15 protein-coding genes, 3 tRNA genes and 1 pseudogene are annotated in these 16,552 nt (G+C 66.2%); 7 read left to right on the top strand and 12 right to left on the bottom strand.

The genetic code is table 11. The features are described from left to right. Window position 1 precedes the first annotated feature (1 nt). The 9 genes from secE to MKCMC460_RS06065 form a co-directional block, all read right to left on the bottom strand. Entirely contained in the window at window positions 2–511 is a 510-nt protein-coding gene (gene secE / locus MKCMC460_RS06105; RefSeq protein WP_236981066.1) for a preprotein translocase subunit SecE, read from the bottom strand. A gap of 126 nt (window positions 512–637) precedes the next feature. Next, window positions 638–710: transfer RNA gene (locus MKCMC460_RS06100), tRNA-Trp, on the bottom strand. 118 nt (window positions 711–828) lie between these two features. After that, window positions 829–1,329 (bottom strand): (3R)-hydroxyacyl-ACP dehydratase subunit HadC, encoded by a 501-nt coding sequence (gene hadC, locus MKCMC460_RS06095; protein ID WP_236981064.1) that lies wholly within the window; start codon window positions 1,327–1,329, stop codon window positions 829–831. 4 nt (window positions 1,330–1,333) lie between these two features. Continuing rightward, window positions 1,334–1,762, bottom strand: coding sequence for a (3R)-hydroxyacyl-ACP dehydratase subunit HadB (gene hadB / locus MKCMC460_RS06090; protein ID WP_236981062.1), 429 nt, complete (start codon window positions 1,760–1,762; stop codon window positions 1,334–1,336). Further along, on the bottom strand, window positions 1,749–2,228 hold the full coding sequence (hadA, locus tag MKCMC460_RS06085) for a (3R)-hydroxyacyl-ACP dehydratase subunit HadA (protein ID WP_236981060.1): 480 nt from the start codon (window positions 2,226–2,228) through the stop codon (window positions 1,749–1,751). Before hadA ends, hadB begins: the two co-directional genes overlap by 14 nt. Window positions 2,229–2,286: 58 nt before the next feature. After that, window positions 2,287–2,454, bottom strand: coding sequence for a 50S ribosomal protein L33 (gene rpmG, locus MKCMC460_RS06080; RefSeq protein WP_205876410.1), 168 nt, complete (start codon window positions 2,452–2,454; stop codon window positions 2,287–2,289). Window positions 2,455–2,510: 56 nt separating this feature from the next. After that, window positions 2,511–2,584 (bottom strand) — tRNA-Met (locus MKCMC460_RS06075). A 48-nt stretch (window positions 2,585–2,632) separates the two neighbouring features. Then, window positions 2,633–2,705: transfer RNA gene (locus MKCMC460_RS06070), tRNA-Thr, on the bottom strand. A gap of 111 nt (window positions 2,706–2,816) precedes the next feature. Further along, on the bottom strand, window positions 2,817–3,035 hold the full coding sequence (locus tag MKCMC460_RS06065; protein WP_236981058.1) for a type II toxin-antitoxin system VapB family antitoxin: 219 nt from the start codon (window positions 3,033–3,035) through the stop codon (window positions 2,817–2,819). 84 nt (window positions 3,036–3,119) lie between these two features. On the opposite strand from MKCMC460_RS06065, the gene MKCMC460_RS06060 reads away from it, so the two are divergent. From MKCMC460_RS06060 to MKCMC460_RS06050, 3 genes are all read left to right on the top strand, one after another. Further along, window positions 3,120–3,836: an MBL fold metallo-hydrolase gene (locus MKCMC460_RS06060; protein WP_236981056.1), complete on the top strand. Its 717-nt coding sequence runs from the start codon at window positions 3,120–3,122 to the stop codon at window positions 3,834–3,836. 121 nt (window positions 3,837–3,957) lie between these two features. Beyond that, window positions 3,958–4,791, top strand: coding sequence for a hypothetical protein (locus tag MKCMC460_RS06055; protein ID WP_236981054.1), 834 nt, complete (start codon window positions 3,958–3,960; stop codon window positions 4,789–4,791). A 42-nt stretch (window positions 4,792–4,833) separates the two neighbouring features. Continuing rightward, a complete protein-coding gene (locus MKCMC460_RS06050; RefSeq protein ID WP_236981052.1) occupies window positions 4,834–5,529 on the top strand; it encodes a crotonase/enoyl-CoA hydratase family protein in 696 nt (231 codons plus the stop codon). Between the two features lie 6 nt (window positions 5,530–5,535). Here MKCMC460_RS06050 and MKCMC460_RS06045 read toward each other — a convergent pair whose 3' ends face one another. Further along, on the bottom strand, window positions 5,536–6,597 hold the full coding sequence (locus MKCMC460_RS06045; RefSeq protein WP_236981050.1) for a patatin-like phospholipase family protein: 1,062 nt from the start codon (window positions 6,595–6,597) through the stop codon (window positions 5,536–5,538). A 74-nt stretch (window positions 6,598–6,671) separates the two neighbouring features. Between MKCMC460_RS06045 and MKCMC460_RS06040 the strand changes: the two genes are divergently transcribed. Further along, on the top strand, window positions 6,672–7,448 hold the full coding sequence (locus MKCMC460_RS06040; protein ID WP_236981048.1) for an SDR family oxidoreductase: 777 nt from the start codon (window positions 6,672–6,674) through the stop codon (window positions 7,446–7,448). A 25-nt stretch (window positions 7,449–7,473) separates the two neighbouring features. Here the strand turns inward: MKCMC460_RS06040 and cynS are convergent, their stop codons facing one another. After that, window positions 7,474–7,941 carry a cyanase gene (cynS, locus tag MKCMC460_RS06035; protein WP_236981046.1) on the bottom strand — a complete coding sequence of 156 codons (468 nt, stop codon included), beginning with the start codon at window positions 7,939–7,941 and terminating at the stop codon, window positions 7,474–7,476. A gap of 94 nt (window positions 7,942–8,035) precedes the next feature. On the opposite strand from cynS, the gene recC reads away from it, so the two are divergent. From recC to recD, 3 genes are read left to right on the top strand one after another with little or no spacing between them, the layout of a single operon-like run. Continuing rightward, window positions 8,036–11,332 (top strand): exodeoxyribonuclease V subunit gamma, encoded by a 3,297-nt coding sequence (recC, locus tag MKCMC460_RS06030; protein WP_238305399.1) that lies wholly within the window; start codon window positions 8,036–8,038, stop codon window positions 11,330–11,332. Next, window positions 11,332–14,646, top strand: a complete 3,315-nt coding sequence (gene recB, locus MKCMC460_RS06025) for an exodeoxyribonuclease V subunit beta (protein ID WP_236981043.1) — start codon at window positions 11,332–11,334, stop codon at window positions 14,644–14,646. The genes recC and recB overlap by 1 nt, the downstream gene beginning before the upstream one ends. Beyond that, window positions 14,643–16,415 carry an exodeoxyribonuclease V subunit alpha gene (gene recD / locus MKCMC460_RS06020; RefSeq protein WP_236981041.1) on the top strand — a complete coding sequence of 591 codons (1,773 nt, stop codon included), beginning with the start codon at window positions 14,643–14,645 and terminating at the stop codon, window positions 16,413–16,415. Before recB ends, recD begins: the two co-directional genes overlap by 4 nt. Here the strand turns inward: recD and MKCMC460_RS06015 are convergent. Then, window positions 16,412–16,513, bottom strand: a pseudogene (locus MKCMC460_RS06015) (VapC toxin family PIN domain ribonuclease); the annotation flags it as partial. The gene recD and the pseudogene MKCMC460_RS06015 sit on opposite strands and share 4 nt — an antisense overlap. Window positions 16,514–16,552: the final 39 nt, after the last annotated feature.

The raw sequence follows: 16,552 nt of genomic DNA, 5'->3' as shown, positions 1-16,552 counted from the left end.
CTCAGCCGAACACCAGCAGCACGAGCTTGCTCAGGCCCAGGTCCGCGCCGCCTACCAGCGCGACCATGAAGGCCAGGAAAACCAGCACCACCGATGTGTAAGTGAGCATCTGCTTGCGGTTGGGCCAGATCACCTTGCGCATCTCGGCTACAACCTGCTTGAGGTAGTTGTAGACGAAGACGAACGGGTTGACCGCACCCGACGAACCGGCCTTCTTGGACTTGCTGTCCTTGCCGGCCGACTTGGCTTTGGCCGAAGACGACTTCGCAGCGCCCTTCTTGTCTTTCTTGGCGTCCTTCGTGACGGAGACCTTGCCGGCCTTGGCGTCGGCGGACGTCTCCTCGTCTGACGAGGACTCGTCGTCGATCTCCACGCGCTGCCGGGACCGCTTGCCCGTCGGGCGTTGCGGCCTCGTTACCGCCTTGGTCACCACGGCCGTCCGACCGCCGTTGTCCTCGGTCTCACCGCCGTTGCTTGCGGCGTCGTCGGCAACGTCGCCTTCGTCGCTCACCGCATGCTCCTTCGTTCGCTAGCTGTTCCGCGCCCCCCGTGCCACTTTCGGTGGCCACACTTCCAGTGTCCACCATGGCACGGCACCACCATGGTCCGGCTCCTCCTCGGGCCTTTCAGCCTTCAGCAGGGGCGACAGGACTTGAACCTGCAACCTGCGGTTTTGGAGACCGCTGCTCTGCCAGTTGAGCTACGCCCCTTCGGCGGGCTTACATGACTCGCGCGCTCCCCGTGCGGTGAGGCGAACCGACGGACAGCGCGCTGGTAATGGGAAAACCCGAGGTCCGAGTGTACATCGACGCAGGACCCAGATACTAATTACGCGGTCCTGACTACCTGCCCGGTTTCCTTGTCCCACCTGAGCTGGATGGAATTGTCTCCTTCGTGACCCATCAGGGTGGTGAAGGCCTCCAGGACCAACTCACCGTCCTGGTTGTGGCAGAAGTTCTTGGTGACGACGATGTCGGCGCCGAAACGCTCGTCGACCGATTCGATGCGCAGGCTGCCATAGAGCTTGTCGCCTACCTTGATCTGCTTGTGGTAGACGAATTTCTGGTCGACCTGCACGATCTGCATGGTCTCGAAGCCCACGTCGACGTTGCGGAAGAAATCGTCCTGGATCAGTTTCGCCAGGATGGACACGAAGGTCAGGGGGGCGAGAATGGCGTCGTAGCCGATCTCGGCGGCGGCAGCTTCGTCGTAGTAGGCCTGATGATCGCACTTGACCGAGCGGGAAAATTGCCGAACCTGTTCGCGCCCCACCTCGAAATAGTCTGGATATTTCCAGGTCATCCCGCGAATATCGGTTTTGAGAGCCATCCCGCTACGCCAGCTTCGCCGAGGCGATGGCCCGGCCGAAGATCTTCTTGCCACCGGTGGTGGCCGTCAGCGCAATGGTCACCGACTTGCTTTCCGGGTCGACGGACTTCACCCGACCGCTGAACACCAGCTCGGCGCCTTTGCCGTCGTTGGGCACCGGGACGATGGCGGTGAACCGCACGTTGTACTCGGTCACCGCGCCCGGGTCGCCGACCCACGACGTGACGTAGCCGCCACCGATACCCATGGTCAGCATGCCGTGCGCGATCGCGGTGTCCAGCCCCACCAGCTTGGCGATCTCGTCGTCCCAGTGGATCGGGTTGAGGTCACCCGAGACACCGGCGTAGTTGACCAGATCTTGGCGGGTCAGCGGGTAGGTCCGCTCCGGGAGCTGGTCACCCACCTTTACCGAACTGAACTCACGCAGAGGCATCCGAAAATCCTTCTTCCCCATCTTCGCCGGCACGACCAGCCAGGGTCGTGTAGGTCTCTTGCACGATGTCACCAGCGTCGTTGGTGACGATGTTCTTGGTGACGATGATCTGGGTGCCGTGTGCCTCGCGTACCGAGTCCACATACACGTCGCAGTACAGCTTGTCGCCGGCCACGATCGGCCGCTCGAACTTGAGTACCTGGTCGATCTGGACGATCCGCTCGTCCGAGATCGCGATGTTCGCGTAGTCGAAGAACGCCGTCTGAGCTTTGTAACCGAACACGCAGATGAACGTCAGCGGTGCCGCCAGCCCTTTGTAGCCGAGTTCAGCCGCCGCATCCTCGTCGTAGAAGTAGGGTTCGTCGTTTTGGACAGCAGTGGCGTACTCGCGAATCTTCTCCCGCTCCACCACGTAATAGTCGGGGTAGCGGTAATGCATCCCGACTATGTCTTTGGACAACGCCACAGCTCTTGAACCTACCTAAAGTATTTCCCGGGAGATCTGAAACCGACTGCAGCGGCTGCTATCGAGTTTCGCGGTGTCCCTGGTGCTTGCCGCAATTCGGGCAGAACTTCTTGAGCTCCAGCCGGTCGGGGTCATTGCGGCGGTTCTTCTTGGTGATGTAGTTGCGGTGCTTGCACACTTCGCACGCCAGAGTGACCTTGGGGCGGACGTCGGTACTGGAAGCCATGACTCAATCTCTCTCGCGTCTGTCGTTCAGAACTGTCTAAATCCAATGTTGCCTTGTAGCGATGGCCGGACTCGAACCGGCGACCTAACGATTATGAGTCGTTCGCTCTAACCAACTGAGCTACACCGCCTCAGCGCCAACCCGAGGGTCGGGGCCGTCGCCTGCTCGGCGTCCGCCGAGCCCCCTAACGGAATCGAACCGTTGACCTTTTCCTTACCATGGAAACGCTCTACCGACTGAGCTAAGGGGGCCGTTCGCCCGCGCCGACCAGTCCGGTCCCGGGCCTAAAAGAGGGTACAGCCTGGCGCGCAACGTCTCCAAACCACGGGGCGGTTGAGGTGACCGCACTCCGCAAACAGCAGTCAGCTCGCCGGTGTCGCGATGGGGTCGCGACGCCAGGCACTCAGGTCGCTGAACTCGTCGTACTCTTCGTCCTGCGGCTCGTGCTCGGGCTCGTCGGCTTCGTCCAGGAGAGCTTTCAGCGCCAGGAAGACGGCTTCGCGCGCGTCGGCCAGGTGGTACTTGCCTATGACCTGTTGAAGCAAAGAGTCTTCAACCACGATCTCGACCCTTTTCAGCATGTATCCATTTTACGAGCCCTGGCAAGGTCTGCCCTGGTCGAAGGCCGCATTGGGGTTACTTCGGCCAACCCATACTCTGATGGGATGCCTGACACCGATCGACTGTATTTCCGTCAATTGCTTTCCGGCCGTGATTTCGCCACCGGCGACCCGATCGCGACGCAGATGCGCAACTTCGCTTACCTGATCGGCGATCGGCAAACGGGCGACTGTGTGGTGGTCGATCCGGCGTACGCCGCCGGCGATCTGGTCGACGCGCTCGAGGCCGACGGCATGCACTTGTCGGGAGTGCTGGTCACCCATCACCACCCGGACCATGTCGGCGGATCGATGATGGGTTTCGAGCTCAAAGGCCTGGCTGAGCTGCTCGACCGGGCGAGCGTGCCGGTACACGTCAATACCCATGAGGCGCTGTGGGTGTCCCGGGTAACCGGGATCCCGTTGAGCGACCTGACCACCCACGAGCACCGGGACAAGGTCAGCATCGGAGACATCGAGATCGAGTTGCTGCACACCCCGGGGCACACGCCGGGCAGCCAGTGCTTCCTGCTGGACGGACGATTGGTGGCCGGCGACACGCTGTTCCTGGAAGGGTGCGGGCGCACCGACTTCCCCGGTGGCGACTCCGACGAGATGTTCCGCAGCCTGCAGCAGCTGGCGGCGTTGCCGGGCGACCCGACGGTGTTTCCCGGGCACTGGTATGCGCCTGAGCCCAATGCCTCACTCTCGGAGGTCAAACGCACAAATTATGTGTACCGGCCCGCTAACCTCGACCAGTGGCGAATGATGATGGGCGGCTGATAGTCGTTTTTCGGGCGAACACGAATGGCCATTCTGGGCACGATCGATAGGTCCGGCAGCAATACACAGCTAGTCCTTCTACGATCATCGAAGCTACATTCCCGAGCGGAGGGCGGATTCGATGGGTTGGGTCCAAGGAAGCTGGCAAGGGATCGCCAACGCCGAGTCCAGCACCTGGTTGGCGTGGGCCGCATGGGCGGCACTCGCGTTGGGGGTCGTCGCGCTGATCTTCACCTACCGCCAGCTGCAGCGGAACCGCGCGCTGGCCGCGGAGAAGACGCGCCCGTACGTCGCCATGCTGATGGAACCGCACGTGGCGGACTGGCACGTCATCGAGCTGGTGGTGCGCAATTTCGGTCGCACCGCGGCGTATGATATCCGGTTCAACTTCCCCAATCCCCCGACCGTCGCCGAATACGAAAACGCTTCCGACGGTTACGCCGACGTCGTCGAACTGCAGTTGCCGCGGGAATTGCCGATGCTGGCGCCGGGCCAGGAGTGGCGAATGGTGTGGGATTCGGCGCTCGACCGGGCCGAGATCGGACACGGGGTCGAGTCCCGCTTCGAGGGCACCGTCAGTTACTACGACCGGCCGCAGCGGCCGCGGGGCTGGAAGTTCTGGCAGCGGGAGCGACAGCCGCTGGAGACCAAGGTGGTGCTGGACTGGGACGCGCTGCCGCCCGTGCAGCGCATCGAATTGATGACGACGCACGACCTGGCCAAGCGGGAGAAGCAGAAGCTCGAGCTGCTGCGCAGCGTGCTCACCTATTTCCACTACGCGAGCAAGGAAACGCGCCCCGAGGTGTTCCGCGGCGAGATCGACCGCATCAACCGGGCGGTGCAGGAAACCCAGGACAGGTGGCGCACGCGGCAGCTGGACGAGCCGACCGACGTCAGCCTGCGCTGGGGTGACGCCGAGAATGAGCTGGGTAAGCATCACAGCCAACGCGTGTAGCACCGTCGACGCGACACAATCGAACACCGAAGGAGAGACTCGATGAGCGGTCCGGTCGTTTACACCCACGACGAGGCCATTGGGGTCATCCGGATGGACGACGGCAAGGTCAACGCGCTGGGGCCGACCATGCAGCAGGCCCTCAACGACGCGATCGACCAGGCTGACCGCGACGAGGTCGGCGCGTTGGTGATCACCGGGAACGAGCGGGTGTTCAGTGGCGGATTCGACCTGAAGATCCTCACGTCCGGGGATCTGCAGCCGGCGATCGACATGCTGCGCGGCGGCTTCGAGTTGTCCTACCGGCTGTTGACCTACCCCAAGCCGGTGGTGATGGCCTGCACCGGTCCGGCGATCGCGATGGGCGCGTTTCTGCTGTGCTCGGGCGACCACCGGATCGCCGCCCACGCGTCCAACATTCAGGCCAACGAGGTCGCGATCGGCATGGTGATCCCGTGGGCCGCAATGGAAATCATGAAGCTGCGGCTGACTCCGTCGGCCTACCAGCAGGCCGCCGGCCTGGCAAAGACTTTCTTCGGTGAGACGGCGCTGGCCGCGGGCTTCATCGACGAGATGGCGCTGCCCGACCGGGTGGTCGCCCGCGCCGAGGAGTCCGCGCACGAATTCGCCCGTCTCAAGCAGGCCGCGCACGCCGCGACGAAGTTGCGGGCCCGCGCGGATGCCCTCAAGGCGATCCGCGCCGGCATCGACGGCATCGAGAAGGAGTTCGGCCGGTAACCGGGGCTACTGGTATTGGCGGTACCGCTCGAGGTACTCAACCCAATTCCACGTCGACAGGAATGTTTGGGCCGCCGCGTAACCCTTGTCGTACAAGGCCTCGGCGTCGTTGCGGGTGATGCCGAAGTCCAGGAAGTTGACCGCCGTCGAGTCGACCCTGATCGCGCGGGCCTTGACCCAGGGCTGGTTGAGATAGGTCTGATCGTGTCCGACGATCAGGGTGGTGATCAGTTGTTCGAGCAGTATTGACGGCGGGCCCAGCAGGCGCAGCGCGCCGATGCCGGGGATCACCTGTTCGTTGTCGCCGGGCAGTTCCGGCACCACGGTGATGCCGAAGGTGGGCCAGCGCGGCGGCTTGCAGTCGGGCCGGTCGAAGGTGTCGATCGGAAAATTCGACAGCACACCGCCGTCCACCAGGGTGGAGGTGAGTCCGGTGTTGCTGGTCAGGGTGACGGGCCGGAAGAAGAACGGTATCGACATGGAGGCGCGGACCGCGTCGGCAACGAATTGTTCGTCGGGATCCAGACCGTAGAGCCGTTGGTAGTCCCAGGGCAGCCGCGCGAGTTGACCGGTGGTGATGTCGGTGACCGTGACCGCCAACCGGTAGCGTCGCTCGACACTGATCTGCCGGTCGGTCAGGGCCAGGTCACCGAATGTCGTCACGCCCAGGTTCTTCAGTTCACTGCGGATCCATTGGTGGGCGAAATCGCCTCGATATAAACCGTTTTCGCGTAGCAGTCCCCATGCCGAGCCGACCAGCGGTAGCTGACCGACGGGTCCGCTGTCCCGGAATTTGTCGTAGGGCAGGGTGAGCGCGATCTCTTTGATCTGGTCGGTGGTGAGCTGGTTGCCGTTGGCTGCGGCTGCCAGAATCGACCCGACCAGTGATCCGGCGGAGACGCCGGAAACCCGTTTGAGCGTGTACCCCGCGTCCAGGACGGCGACGGCGGCGCCGACCAGACCGACGCCCTTGACGCCGCCGCCGGAGAGCACCAGGTCGACGGGTTTGCGGCGCGCCGGCTTCGAATTCTGTGCTTTGGTATCAGGAATACCGTCGAGACTAGCCATCGGCTGGGGCCGAGTCACCGCTGCGGGCAGATCCTCTGGCGATCTCCGATTCGGGGGATAGTTAGTGTTGCCTGGTGGATATCAACGGAATCAGTGCAATCGTCACCGGTGGGGCCTCGGGAATCGGTGCGGCCACCGCTCGGCAACTGGCTGCCCGGGGCGCCCGGGTCGTCGTCGCCGATCTGCAGGAGGAGCGCGGCAAGGAGCTCGCTCACGAGATCGGCGGCGCCTTCGTCACCGTCGACGTCACCAAGACCGAGCAGATCGAGGATGCGGTGAACACCGCGGTCGACCTGGGCCCGTTGCGTGCTCTGGTCAATTCGGCGGGCATCGGCTGGGCGCAGCGAACCATCGGCAAGGACGGCGAGTTCGCCTCGGCGCACAACCTGGATGCCTACAAGAAGGTGTTGGCGATCAACCTGGTCGGCACGTTCGACTGCATCCGCTTGGCGGCAACGGCCATGAGCCGGCTGGAACCCAGCGCGACCGGTGAGCGCGGGGCGATCGTCAACATGACCAGTGTCGCCGCCTTCGACGGCCAGATCGGCCAGGCCGCGTATTCGTCGTCCAAGGGCGGCGTGGTCGGGCTGACACTGCCGGTGGCCCGCGACCTGGCCGCGGTCGGGATCCGGGTCAACACGGTGGCTCCCGGTCTGATCGACACCCCGATCTACGGCGAAGGCGAAGCTTCCGAGGCGTTCAAGGCGAAGCTGGGCGAGTCGGTGCTGTTCCCGCACCGGTTGGGCAAGCCCGACGAACTGGCTTCGATGGTTCTCGAGTTGCTCAGCAACTCCTACATGAACGCCGAGGTCGTCCGGGTGGACGGTGGAATCCGGATGCCCCCCAAGTAACCCTGAGTGCGGTTACGCTGGCGGCTCACTGATGGGCCGAAGTCCATTGGTAGGGAAGGAATTTCCCGTCGAAGGTCACCACGACGCGGTCCCCCGACGGGTGTGGCTTCTTCTGTAGGTCGATGCTGAAGTTGATGGCACTCATGATGCCGTCGCCGAACTGCTCGTGGATAACTTCCTTGAGCGCGCCGCCGTAGACCTGCAGCGCCTCGTAGAAGCGGTAGATGGTCGGGTCGGTGGGCACCGCGGTCGGCAGTCCGCCACGCATCGGGGTCGCCGCCAATATCGGCACGGTGGATTCGTCCAGCCCCAGCAGGTCGACCAGGATCTTGCCCTGTTCGGCGGGTATCGGGTGCTGGCCCAGCAGCGCCGACGTCGTCCACAGCAGCGGCCGATCGATGGCGTCGGCCAGCTGCTGCCAGCTCAGACCCCTGGTCAACCGGGCGACGACGATCTGTTCGGTGATCTCGTGTCTGTTCACGTCCCCCAGCATGCCGTGATCCGGCGTGAGTCGACGCACCGCAGCCCCCGATCGGAAGCCGAGCATGACGGCGACGTGTCGGCCCCACGGACTATGGTGGCCCGCGATGGCGCTTCATCTACACCGTGCCGAACGGACCGATCTGCTTGCCGACGGTCTGGGCGCCCTGTTGGCCGAGCCGCTGGCGGACCCCTTTGCCCTGGAGCTGGTCCTGGTGCCGGCCCGCGGGGTCGAGCGCTGGTTGAGTCAGCGGCTGTCCCACCGATTGGGGCGCAAGCCGGATCGTGGCGACGGTGTGTGCGCCGGCGTGTCGTTCCGCAGCCCGGCGTCGCTGATCGCCGAGGTCACCGGAACCGTGGACGACGATCCGTGGTCGCCCGAGGCCATGACGTGGCCGCTGTTGGAGGTGATCGACTGTTCACTGGACGAGCCGTGGTGTGCCTCGCTGGCAAAACATTTGGGGCACTTCGAAATTGGAGACGAAGCCGAACTGCGTCGGGGACGACGTTACGCGGTGGCGCGTCGGCTGGCCGGGCTGTTCGCCTCCTACGCTCGGCAACGCCCCGGTTTGCTGGTCGACTGGCTGGACGGCAACGGCGGCAACCTCGACGAGGATCTGGCCTGGCAGCCCGAATTGTGGCGCGCGCTGGTCGCCCGGGTCCCCGCGGATCCACCGCACGTCCGGCACGAAAAGACGCTCACCCGTTTGCACGCCGGCCGCGCGGAGCTACCGCCCAGGTTGTCCCTGTTCGGGCATACCCGGTTGGCCGGTACCGACGTAGAACTGCTCGAGGCGGTGGCCACCCACCACGAGCTGCACTTGTGGCTGCCGCATCCCAGCGACGCGCTGTGGCAGGCGCTGGCCGGCAGTCACGGTGTCCTGCCGCGCCGGGAGGACACCAGTCACCGCGAGGTCGGGCATCCGCTGTTGGCCACGCTGGGCAGGGATCTGCGCGAGCTGCAACGTAGCCTGCCCGCTCATCCCGCGACCGACGAGGCACTCGCCGGCGCCGAGAGACCCGACACCCTGCTCGGCTGGCTGCAGTCCGACCTGACCGCCAACGCTGTTCGGCCCCAGGGACGCACACTTGCGCCGAACGACCGCTCGGTCCAGGTGCACAGCTGTCACGGCCCGGCCCGCCAGATCGACGTGCTGCGCGAGGTGCTGCTCGGCCTGCTCGCCGACGACCCCACCCTGGAGCCGCGGGACATCCTGGTGATGTGCCCCGACATCGAGACCTATGCGCCGTTGATCGTGGCCGACTTCGGGCTCGGCGATGTGGTTCCGGGCGTCCATCCCGGCCACCGGCTGCGGGTGCGGCTCGCCGATCGTTCACTGCTGCAAACCAATCCGCTGCTGGGCGTGGCTTCCCAGCTGCTCGAGCTGGCGAACGGCCGGGTGACGGCGAGCGAGGTGCTCAACTTTGCCCAAGCCGCTCCGGTGCGAGCGCGCTTCGGGTTCGGCGACGACGACCTGGAGGGCATCACCCGCTGGGTGCGCCAGGCGAACATCCGGTGGGGTTTCGACAAGGAGCACCGCGCGCCGTTCGGGGTCGACTTCGTGCACAACACTTGGCGATTCGGGGTCGACCGCGTGCTGGCCGGGGTCGCACTGTCGGAGGCTTCGCATTCGTGGATCGATTCGACGCTGCCGCTCGACGATGTCGGCAGCAACCGGGTCGAACTGGTGGGCCAGTTCGCCGAGTTCGTCGACCGGTTGCGGCGTGCGGTCGATTCCCTCACCGGGATCCGCGCGCTGCGGGAGTGGTTGACCGCGTTGACCGACGGCGTCGCCCTGTTGACGGCGATCGACGATGCCGATGCGTGGCAGACCAGCCAGCTGCAGCGCGAGTTCGGCGACGTGCTCCGTACCGCGGGAGACCGATCGCAGACGCCGCTGCGGCTGACCGACGTGCGCGCACTGCTGCAACGCCACCTCGCCGGGCGTCCCACTCGGGCGAACTTCCGTACCGGCACGCTGACCGTTTGCACCATGGTCCCGATGCGTTCGGTCCCACACCGGGTGATCTGCCTGGTGGGTCTGGACGACGGCGTCTTCCCGCGCTTGGGTGTCGTCGACGGTGACGACGTGCTGGCCCGCCGCCCGCTGACCGGTGAGCGCGACATCCGTTCCGAGGACCGGCAACTGCTGCTCGACGCCGTCGGGGCGGCCACCGACCATCTGGTCATCACCTACACCGGCGCGAACGAGTATTCGGGTCAACGTCGGCCACCCGCGGTCCCGCTGGCCGAGTTGCTCGACACCCTGGACAACACGACCGAGCAACACGTTCGTTCCCGGATAGTCACCGAACATCCGTTGCAGCCCTTCGATATTCGTAACGTCGAGCGTGGCCGACTGGTCCCGGGGGTGCCGTTCAGCTTCGATCCGACCGTCTTGCGCGCGGCCCGGTCGGCCAGCGGTGTGCGCGCCGAGCAACCGAAGTTCATCTGCGGGCCGCTGCCGCCCCCACCGATCGACGACATCGCACTCGCAGACCTGGTCTCGTTCTTCAAAGATCCGGTGAAGGGGTTCTTCCGGGCGCTGGAGTACACGTTGCCGTGGGACGTCGACGGCGTCGCGGACGCCATGCCGGTGGAGATCGACGCGCTGGAGGCGTGGACCGTCGGTGATCGGATGCTCAACGACATCCTGGCCGGCATGGCTCCCGACCAGGCCCGGCACGCGGAGTGGCGGCGCGGGACGCTGCCACCCGGCCGGCTCGGCTGGCGCAAGGTGACCGAGATCCGCGACCAGGCCGCCCTGCTCGCGGACGCGGCGCGGCAGCACCGGCACGTCGACGCGGCCGCCTACGACGTCGACATCGACCTCGGCGGTCGACGGTTGACGGGCACGGTGCCGCATGTGTTCGGCGACCGGTTGGTGTCGGTGACGTACTCCAAGCTCGACGGCAAGCATCTGCTGCAATCGTGGATCCCGTTGTTGGCGTTGTTCGCCCAGTTCCCCGGGCGTGACTGGTCGGCCGTCTGCATCGGCCGGCCGAAGCGGGGCACTACTGCGCGCGAGGAGTGCCTCGGACAACCACCGCAGCCCGCCGCCGATCTGTTGCGTGACCTGGTGGCCATCTACGACGCCGGACGCCGGGAGCCGATTCCGTTGCCCGTCAAGACTTCCTACGCGTGGGCGGTGGCCCGCTATGCCGGTGAGGACCCGATTACCAAGGCCCGGTACCGGTGGAAATCCGACCGGTACCCCGGCGAGGACGACGAGCCGGCTCACGTGCGAGCCTGGGGACGGCACGCCCCGCTGACTGATCTGATGCAGCCGCTGCGCCCCGGCGAGGAATACGAGGGAGAAGACAATCGCCTGGGCGCCTACGCCGCTCGACTCTGGCTGCCGATGCTGCGGGCCGAAGTGCACGCGGAACGGAGCCACCGCTGATGCAACCGTTCGACCTGCTCGGCCCGCTGCCCGGCGCGCGCTCCACCACGGTGCTGGAGGCCAGCGCCGGAACCGGTAAGACGTTCGCGTTGGCCGGCCTGGTGACCCGGTACGTCGCCGAGGGCCGGGCCACCCTGGATGAAATGTTGCTCATCACGTTCGGGCGGGCGGCCAGCCAGGAGCTCCGCGAACGGGTGCGATGCCAAATCGTGGATACGCTCAATGCTTTCGACGATCCGGGCGCGGTCGGCGACAACCAGCTGGTGGGCCGTCTCGTCGCGGGCACCGATTCCGAACGTGCGGGGCGCCGGCAACGCCTGCGGGATGCGTTGGCCGACTTCGACTCCGCGACCATCGCCACCATCCACCAGTTCTGCCAGTTGGTGCTGAAATCACTTGGTGTGGCCGGTGATACGGACGCCGGCGTCACTCTGGTTGAAGATCTCGACGAGTTGGTCACCGAGATCGTCGACGATCTGTACCTTGCGCATTTCGGGCAGCAGCGTGACGATCCGGTACTGGATTATCCCGAGGCGCTGCGGATCGCCCGCAAGGCGGTGAACAACCCGTCGACGCAGCTGCGGCCACTCGATCCGGCGCAGGGCTCCCCGGCCGCGGTGCGCGTGAATTTCGTCAAAAGCGTTCTCGCCGAGCTGGAAAGGCGCAAGCGAAAGCGCGGCATCCTGGGTTACGACGATCTGCTCATCCGGTTGGCCGACGCCCTCGACACCGACGATTCCCCGGCCCGGGTCCGCATGCATCAACGCTGGCCGATCGTGATGGTCGACGAGTTTCAGGACACCGACCCGGTGCAGTGGCAGGTGTTGCAGCGTGCGTTCAGCGGCCGGTCCACGCTGATCCTCATCGGTGACCCCAAGCAGGCCATCTACGCGTTTCGCGGCGGCGACATCGTGACCTACCTGCATGCCGCCGCGACCGCGGGCGACAAACGGACGCTGGCGATGAACTGGCGCAGCGACGCCGCGCTCGTCGACCGGCTGCAGGCGGTGCTGCTGGGTGCCGAACTCGGCGGCCCCGACATCGTCGTCCGCGACGTGACGGCCTGTCATCAGGGCCACCGCCTGGCCGGGGCGCCCCGCAACCATCCGTTCCGGCTTCGCGTTGTGAAACGAGAAACATTGGGCCGCAATGGACTTCAAAATCTTCCTATCGGCGAACTGCGGGAGCACATCGGTCGCGACCTCGCCGCGGACATCGGCGCGCTGCTGGCCGGCGGCGCCACGTTCGACGGCAAACCGCTGGGGGCCGGTCACGTCGCGGTGATCGTCGAGACGCACAAGGATGCCCGCGCCTGCCATCGCGCCCTTGCCGACGCCGGTATCCCCGCGGTGTACACCGGCGATTCGGATGTGTTCGCCTCAGCCGCCGCCGACGACTGGCTGGCGCTGCTGGAAGCCTTCGACCAACCGCACCGCCCCGGCATCGTGCGCGCCGCCGCGGCGACGATGTTCTTCGGCCACACCGCCGAGGACCTGGCAAGCGGCGGGGACGCGCTCACCGACCGCGTCGCCGACACCTTGCGCGGCTGGGCCGACCACGCCCGGCAGCGCGGCGTGGCGGCGATATTCGAGGCGGCGCAGATGGCCGGGATGAGCGATCGGGTGCTGTCCTGGCAGGGCGGCGAGCGACACATGACCGACCTGGCGCATTTGACGCAGCTACTGCAGGAAACCGCCCACCGCGAGCAGTATTCGCTGCCCGCGCTGCGGGATTGGCTGCGCGACCAGCGCGACGAGCGGGGTGGCGCCACCGAGCGCAACCGCAGGCTGGACAGCGACGCCGCGGCGGTGCAGATCATGACGGTGTGGGTGAGCAAGGGCCTGCAATATCCCGTCGTGTACCTGCCGTTCGCGTTCAATCGCAACATCCAGGAACGCGATCTGGTGCTGTTCCACGACGGGGATGTGCGTTGCCTGCATGTCGGTGGCAAGGACAGTCCGGATTTCGCCGCGGTGGAACAGCTGGGTTGTCAAGAGGCGGCCAGCGACGACAGCCGGCTTACGTACGTCGCGCTGACGCGGGCCCAGTCACAGGTGGTGGCCTGGTGGTCGCCAGCACACGACGAACCCAACGGCGGCCTGTCCCGGCTGCTGCGGGGCCGGCGCCCCGGGGATTCCGTGGTGCCCGACCGCTGCACGCCCGCCAAGATCAGCGACGAGGAAGCGTGGTTGCGACTGCGGGAGTGGGAAGACGCCAGTGGTCCGGTCATCGAGGAATCGGTGATCGGCCCGTCGCCCGGCGTTCCGGACCGCATGGCGCCGTCGGACCTGGACATTCGGCACTTCCATCGGCCCATCGACACCGCATGGCGGCGCACGTCCTACTCGGGGCTGATCCGGGTCTCGGAGCGGCCGGGGGTGTCCGTCGGCGTGAGCAGCGAGCCTGAGGTGGCCGAGCTGGACGACGAAGTCGGCGACATTCCGTTGACCAGGCCGGCAGCCACATCCGCGGTGCCCTCGCCGATGGCCGCACTGCCGACCGGCGCGAAGTTCGGTTCGTTGGTCCACGCGGTGCTGGAGACGGCCGATCCGTTCGCCGCCGATCTCGCCGCTGAGCTCGAAGCGCAGATCCGGGTGCATTCGGTCTGGTGGCCGGTGGACACGCCTGCCGCGGAACTGGCCGCCGCTCTGGTCACGATGCACGACACTCCCCTGGGCCCGCTGGCCGCGGGGGTGACGCTACGGCAGATCGGTCTGCCGGACCGGCTGCGCGAGTTGGACTTCGAGTTTCCCCTGGCCGGCGGTGACGTCCGCGCGGGCGCGGCCGATGTTCGGCTGTCCGATGTCGGTTTGTTGTTGCGCTCGCACCTACCCGCCGATGACCCGTTGGCCTGCTATGCCGACAGGTTGGCCGGCGAACCGCTGGGCGACCAATCGTTGCGCGGGTATCTCAGTGGTTCGGTCGACGCGGTGTTGCGGATTCCCGACGGCACCGAACACCGGTATCTGGTGGTCGACTACAAGACCAACTGGCTCGGCGATGCGGACCGGTCCTCGCTGACGGCGGCCGATTACACCCGACCGCGACTGGTCGAGGCGATGCTGCATTCGGACTATCCGCTGCAAGCATTGCTGTATAGCGTTGTGCTGCACCGCTTTCTACGCTGGCGCGTGCCCGACTACGATCCGGCCCGTCACCTGGGCGGGGTGCTGTATCTGTTCTTGCGCGGCATGTGCGGACCGGACACCCCGGTGGTGGACGGGCATCCGGCCGGGGTGTTCAGTTGGGCGCCGCCGGCGGCGCTGGTGACGTCGATTTCTGATTTGCTCGACGCCGGCAGGGCTGCGGCATGACGGTGGAGATCGTCGACCCGGCCGACTGGCGGCAGGCCGTGGGGGCTGCCGGGATTTTGCGGACCTTCAACGAGGCCGGCGTGATCGAATCGGCGGACGTCCATGTCGCGCAGCGGCTTTCGGAGATGTCGGGCGAATCGGATCCGTCGGTTTCGCTGGCGGTGGCCTTGGTGGTGCGCGCGTTGCGGGGCGGCTCGGTCTGCCTGGACCTGCGCATGGTGGAGGCACAGGTCGGTGTGCCGAGGTTGCCGTGGCCGGATCCCGACGAGTGGCTGGCCGCCGTCCTGGCCAGCCCGCTGGCCGGATCCCCGCCCGTGCTGCGGGTTTACGACGGCCGCCTGCTGTACCTGGACCGGTATTGGCGGGAGGAACAACAGGTCGCCGACGATTTCGTAGCCTTGTTGTCAAACCGCGCCTTGTTGTCGAACCGCGCGGCGGGGCAGATATCCGGGCTCGACCGGCTGTTCCCCCACGACTACGAAGAACAGCGGGCGGCCGCGAACACCGCACTGCGCCAAGGCTTGACGGTGCTCACCGGCGGGCCGGGCACCGGCAAGACCAGCACGGTGGCACGGTTGTTGGCGCTGTTCGCCGAGCAGCAGGAGCTGGCCGGCGGGCCGCGGTTGCGCATCGCATTGTCGGCGCCCACGGGCAAGGCCGCGGCTCGGCTCAACGAGGCGGTACAGTTGGAGATCGGTGAGCTCAGTGAGGTTGACCAGCAACGGGTTTCGGGTCTGCGCGCCACCACACTGCACCGGTTGTTGGGCAGTCGGCCGGATTCCTCGTCGCGGTTTCGCCATCACCGCGCCAACCGTTTGCCGCACGACGTCATCGTGGTCGACGAGTGTTCGATGGTGTCGCTGACCATGATGGCCCGGCTGCTCGAGTCGGTGCGCCCCCAGACGCGTCTGCTGCTGGTCGGCGACCCGGACCAGTTGGCATCGGTGGAGGCCGGCGCTGTGCTGGCCGACCTGGTGGACGGCTTGGGCCCGCAGGACGAGGCACTGGCGGTGTTGAAGACCTCCCATCGCTTCGGTGAGTCGATCGGTGCGCTGGCGTTGGCGATCCGCGACGGTGACGCCGACCTGGCGGTCGAAGTGTTGCGGGCCGGCGGGGATCACGTCGAGTGGATCGACACCGCCGAGCCCACCGATGAGCTGCGTAAGGTACTTGTCCCGCACGCGCTTCGGTTGCGTGCGGCAGCGGTGCTGGGTGATGCGACGGCCGCGCTGGCGACCCTCGACGAGCATCGTCTGTTGTGTGCGCACCGCCGCGGTCCGCACGGTATCCAATATTGGAACCGACAGGTCGAGCGCTGGCTGGCCGAGGCTACCGGCGAGCCGATCTGGTCGTCCTGGTACGTCGGCAGACCGGTGCTTGTCACCACCAACGACTATGGGCTGGGCGTCTACAACGGCGACGCCGGGGTGACTGTCCTGGACGCGGAGCACGAAGGTGCGCTTCGCGTCGTCATCGCCGGCACCGACGGCTTGCTCGGGTTCGCCTCCAGCCGGCTGTCCGATGTCGAGACCATGCACGCGATGACGATCCACAAGAGCCAGGGCAGCCAGGCCGACGACGTCACTGTGCTGATGCCGCCGGAGGATTCGCGGCTGCTGACGCGTGAGCTGTTCTACACCGCGGTCACCCGGGCCAAGAAGAAGGTCCGAGTAGTCGGTTCCGAGAGCACGGTGCGCGCCGCCGTCGGCCGACGGGCGATCCGGGCCAGCGGGCTTGCGCATCGGCTGCACGCCACTCGGGCGATTTAGCCGGGCGCGACGGGAACGAGCACGGCGACGTCGCTGTGCAGGGCCGCCAGCCCGCTATCCAGAGTTGCCAACTGCCCGTTGTCTTTTCGCGCGAGCTGCAACTCGAAGTTTCGACTGCCTCGAGTGTCGCGCCGAGT

This window comes from Mycobacterium sp. 20KCMC460 (assembly GCF_022179425.1).
GTDB classification, from domain to species: Bacteria; Actinomycetota; Actinomycetes; order Mycobacteriales; family Mycobacteriaceae; genus Mycobacterium; species Mycobacterium kiyosense.
The sequence above is the reverse complement of the archived record's forward strand: the minus strand, read 5'-3'. Positions and strand labels throughout refer to the sequence as shown.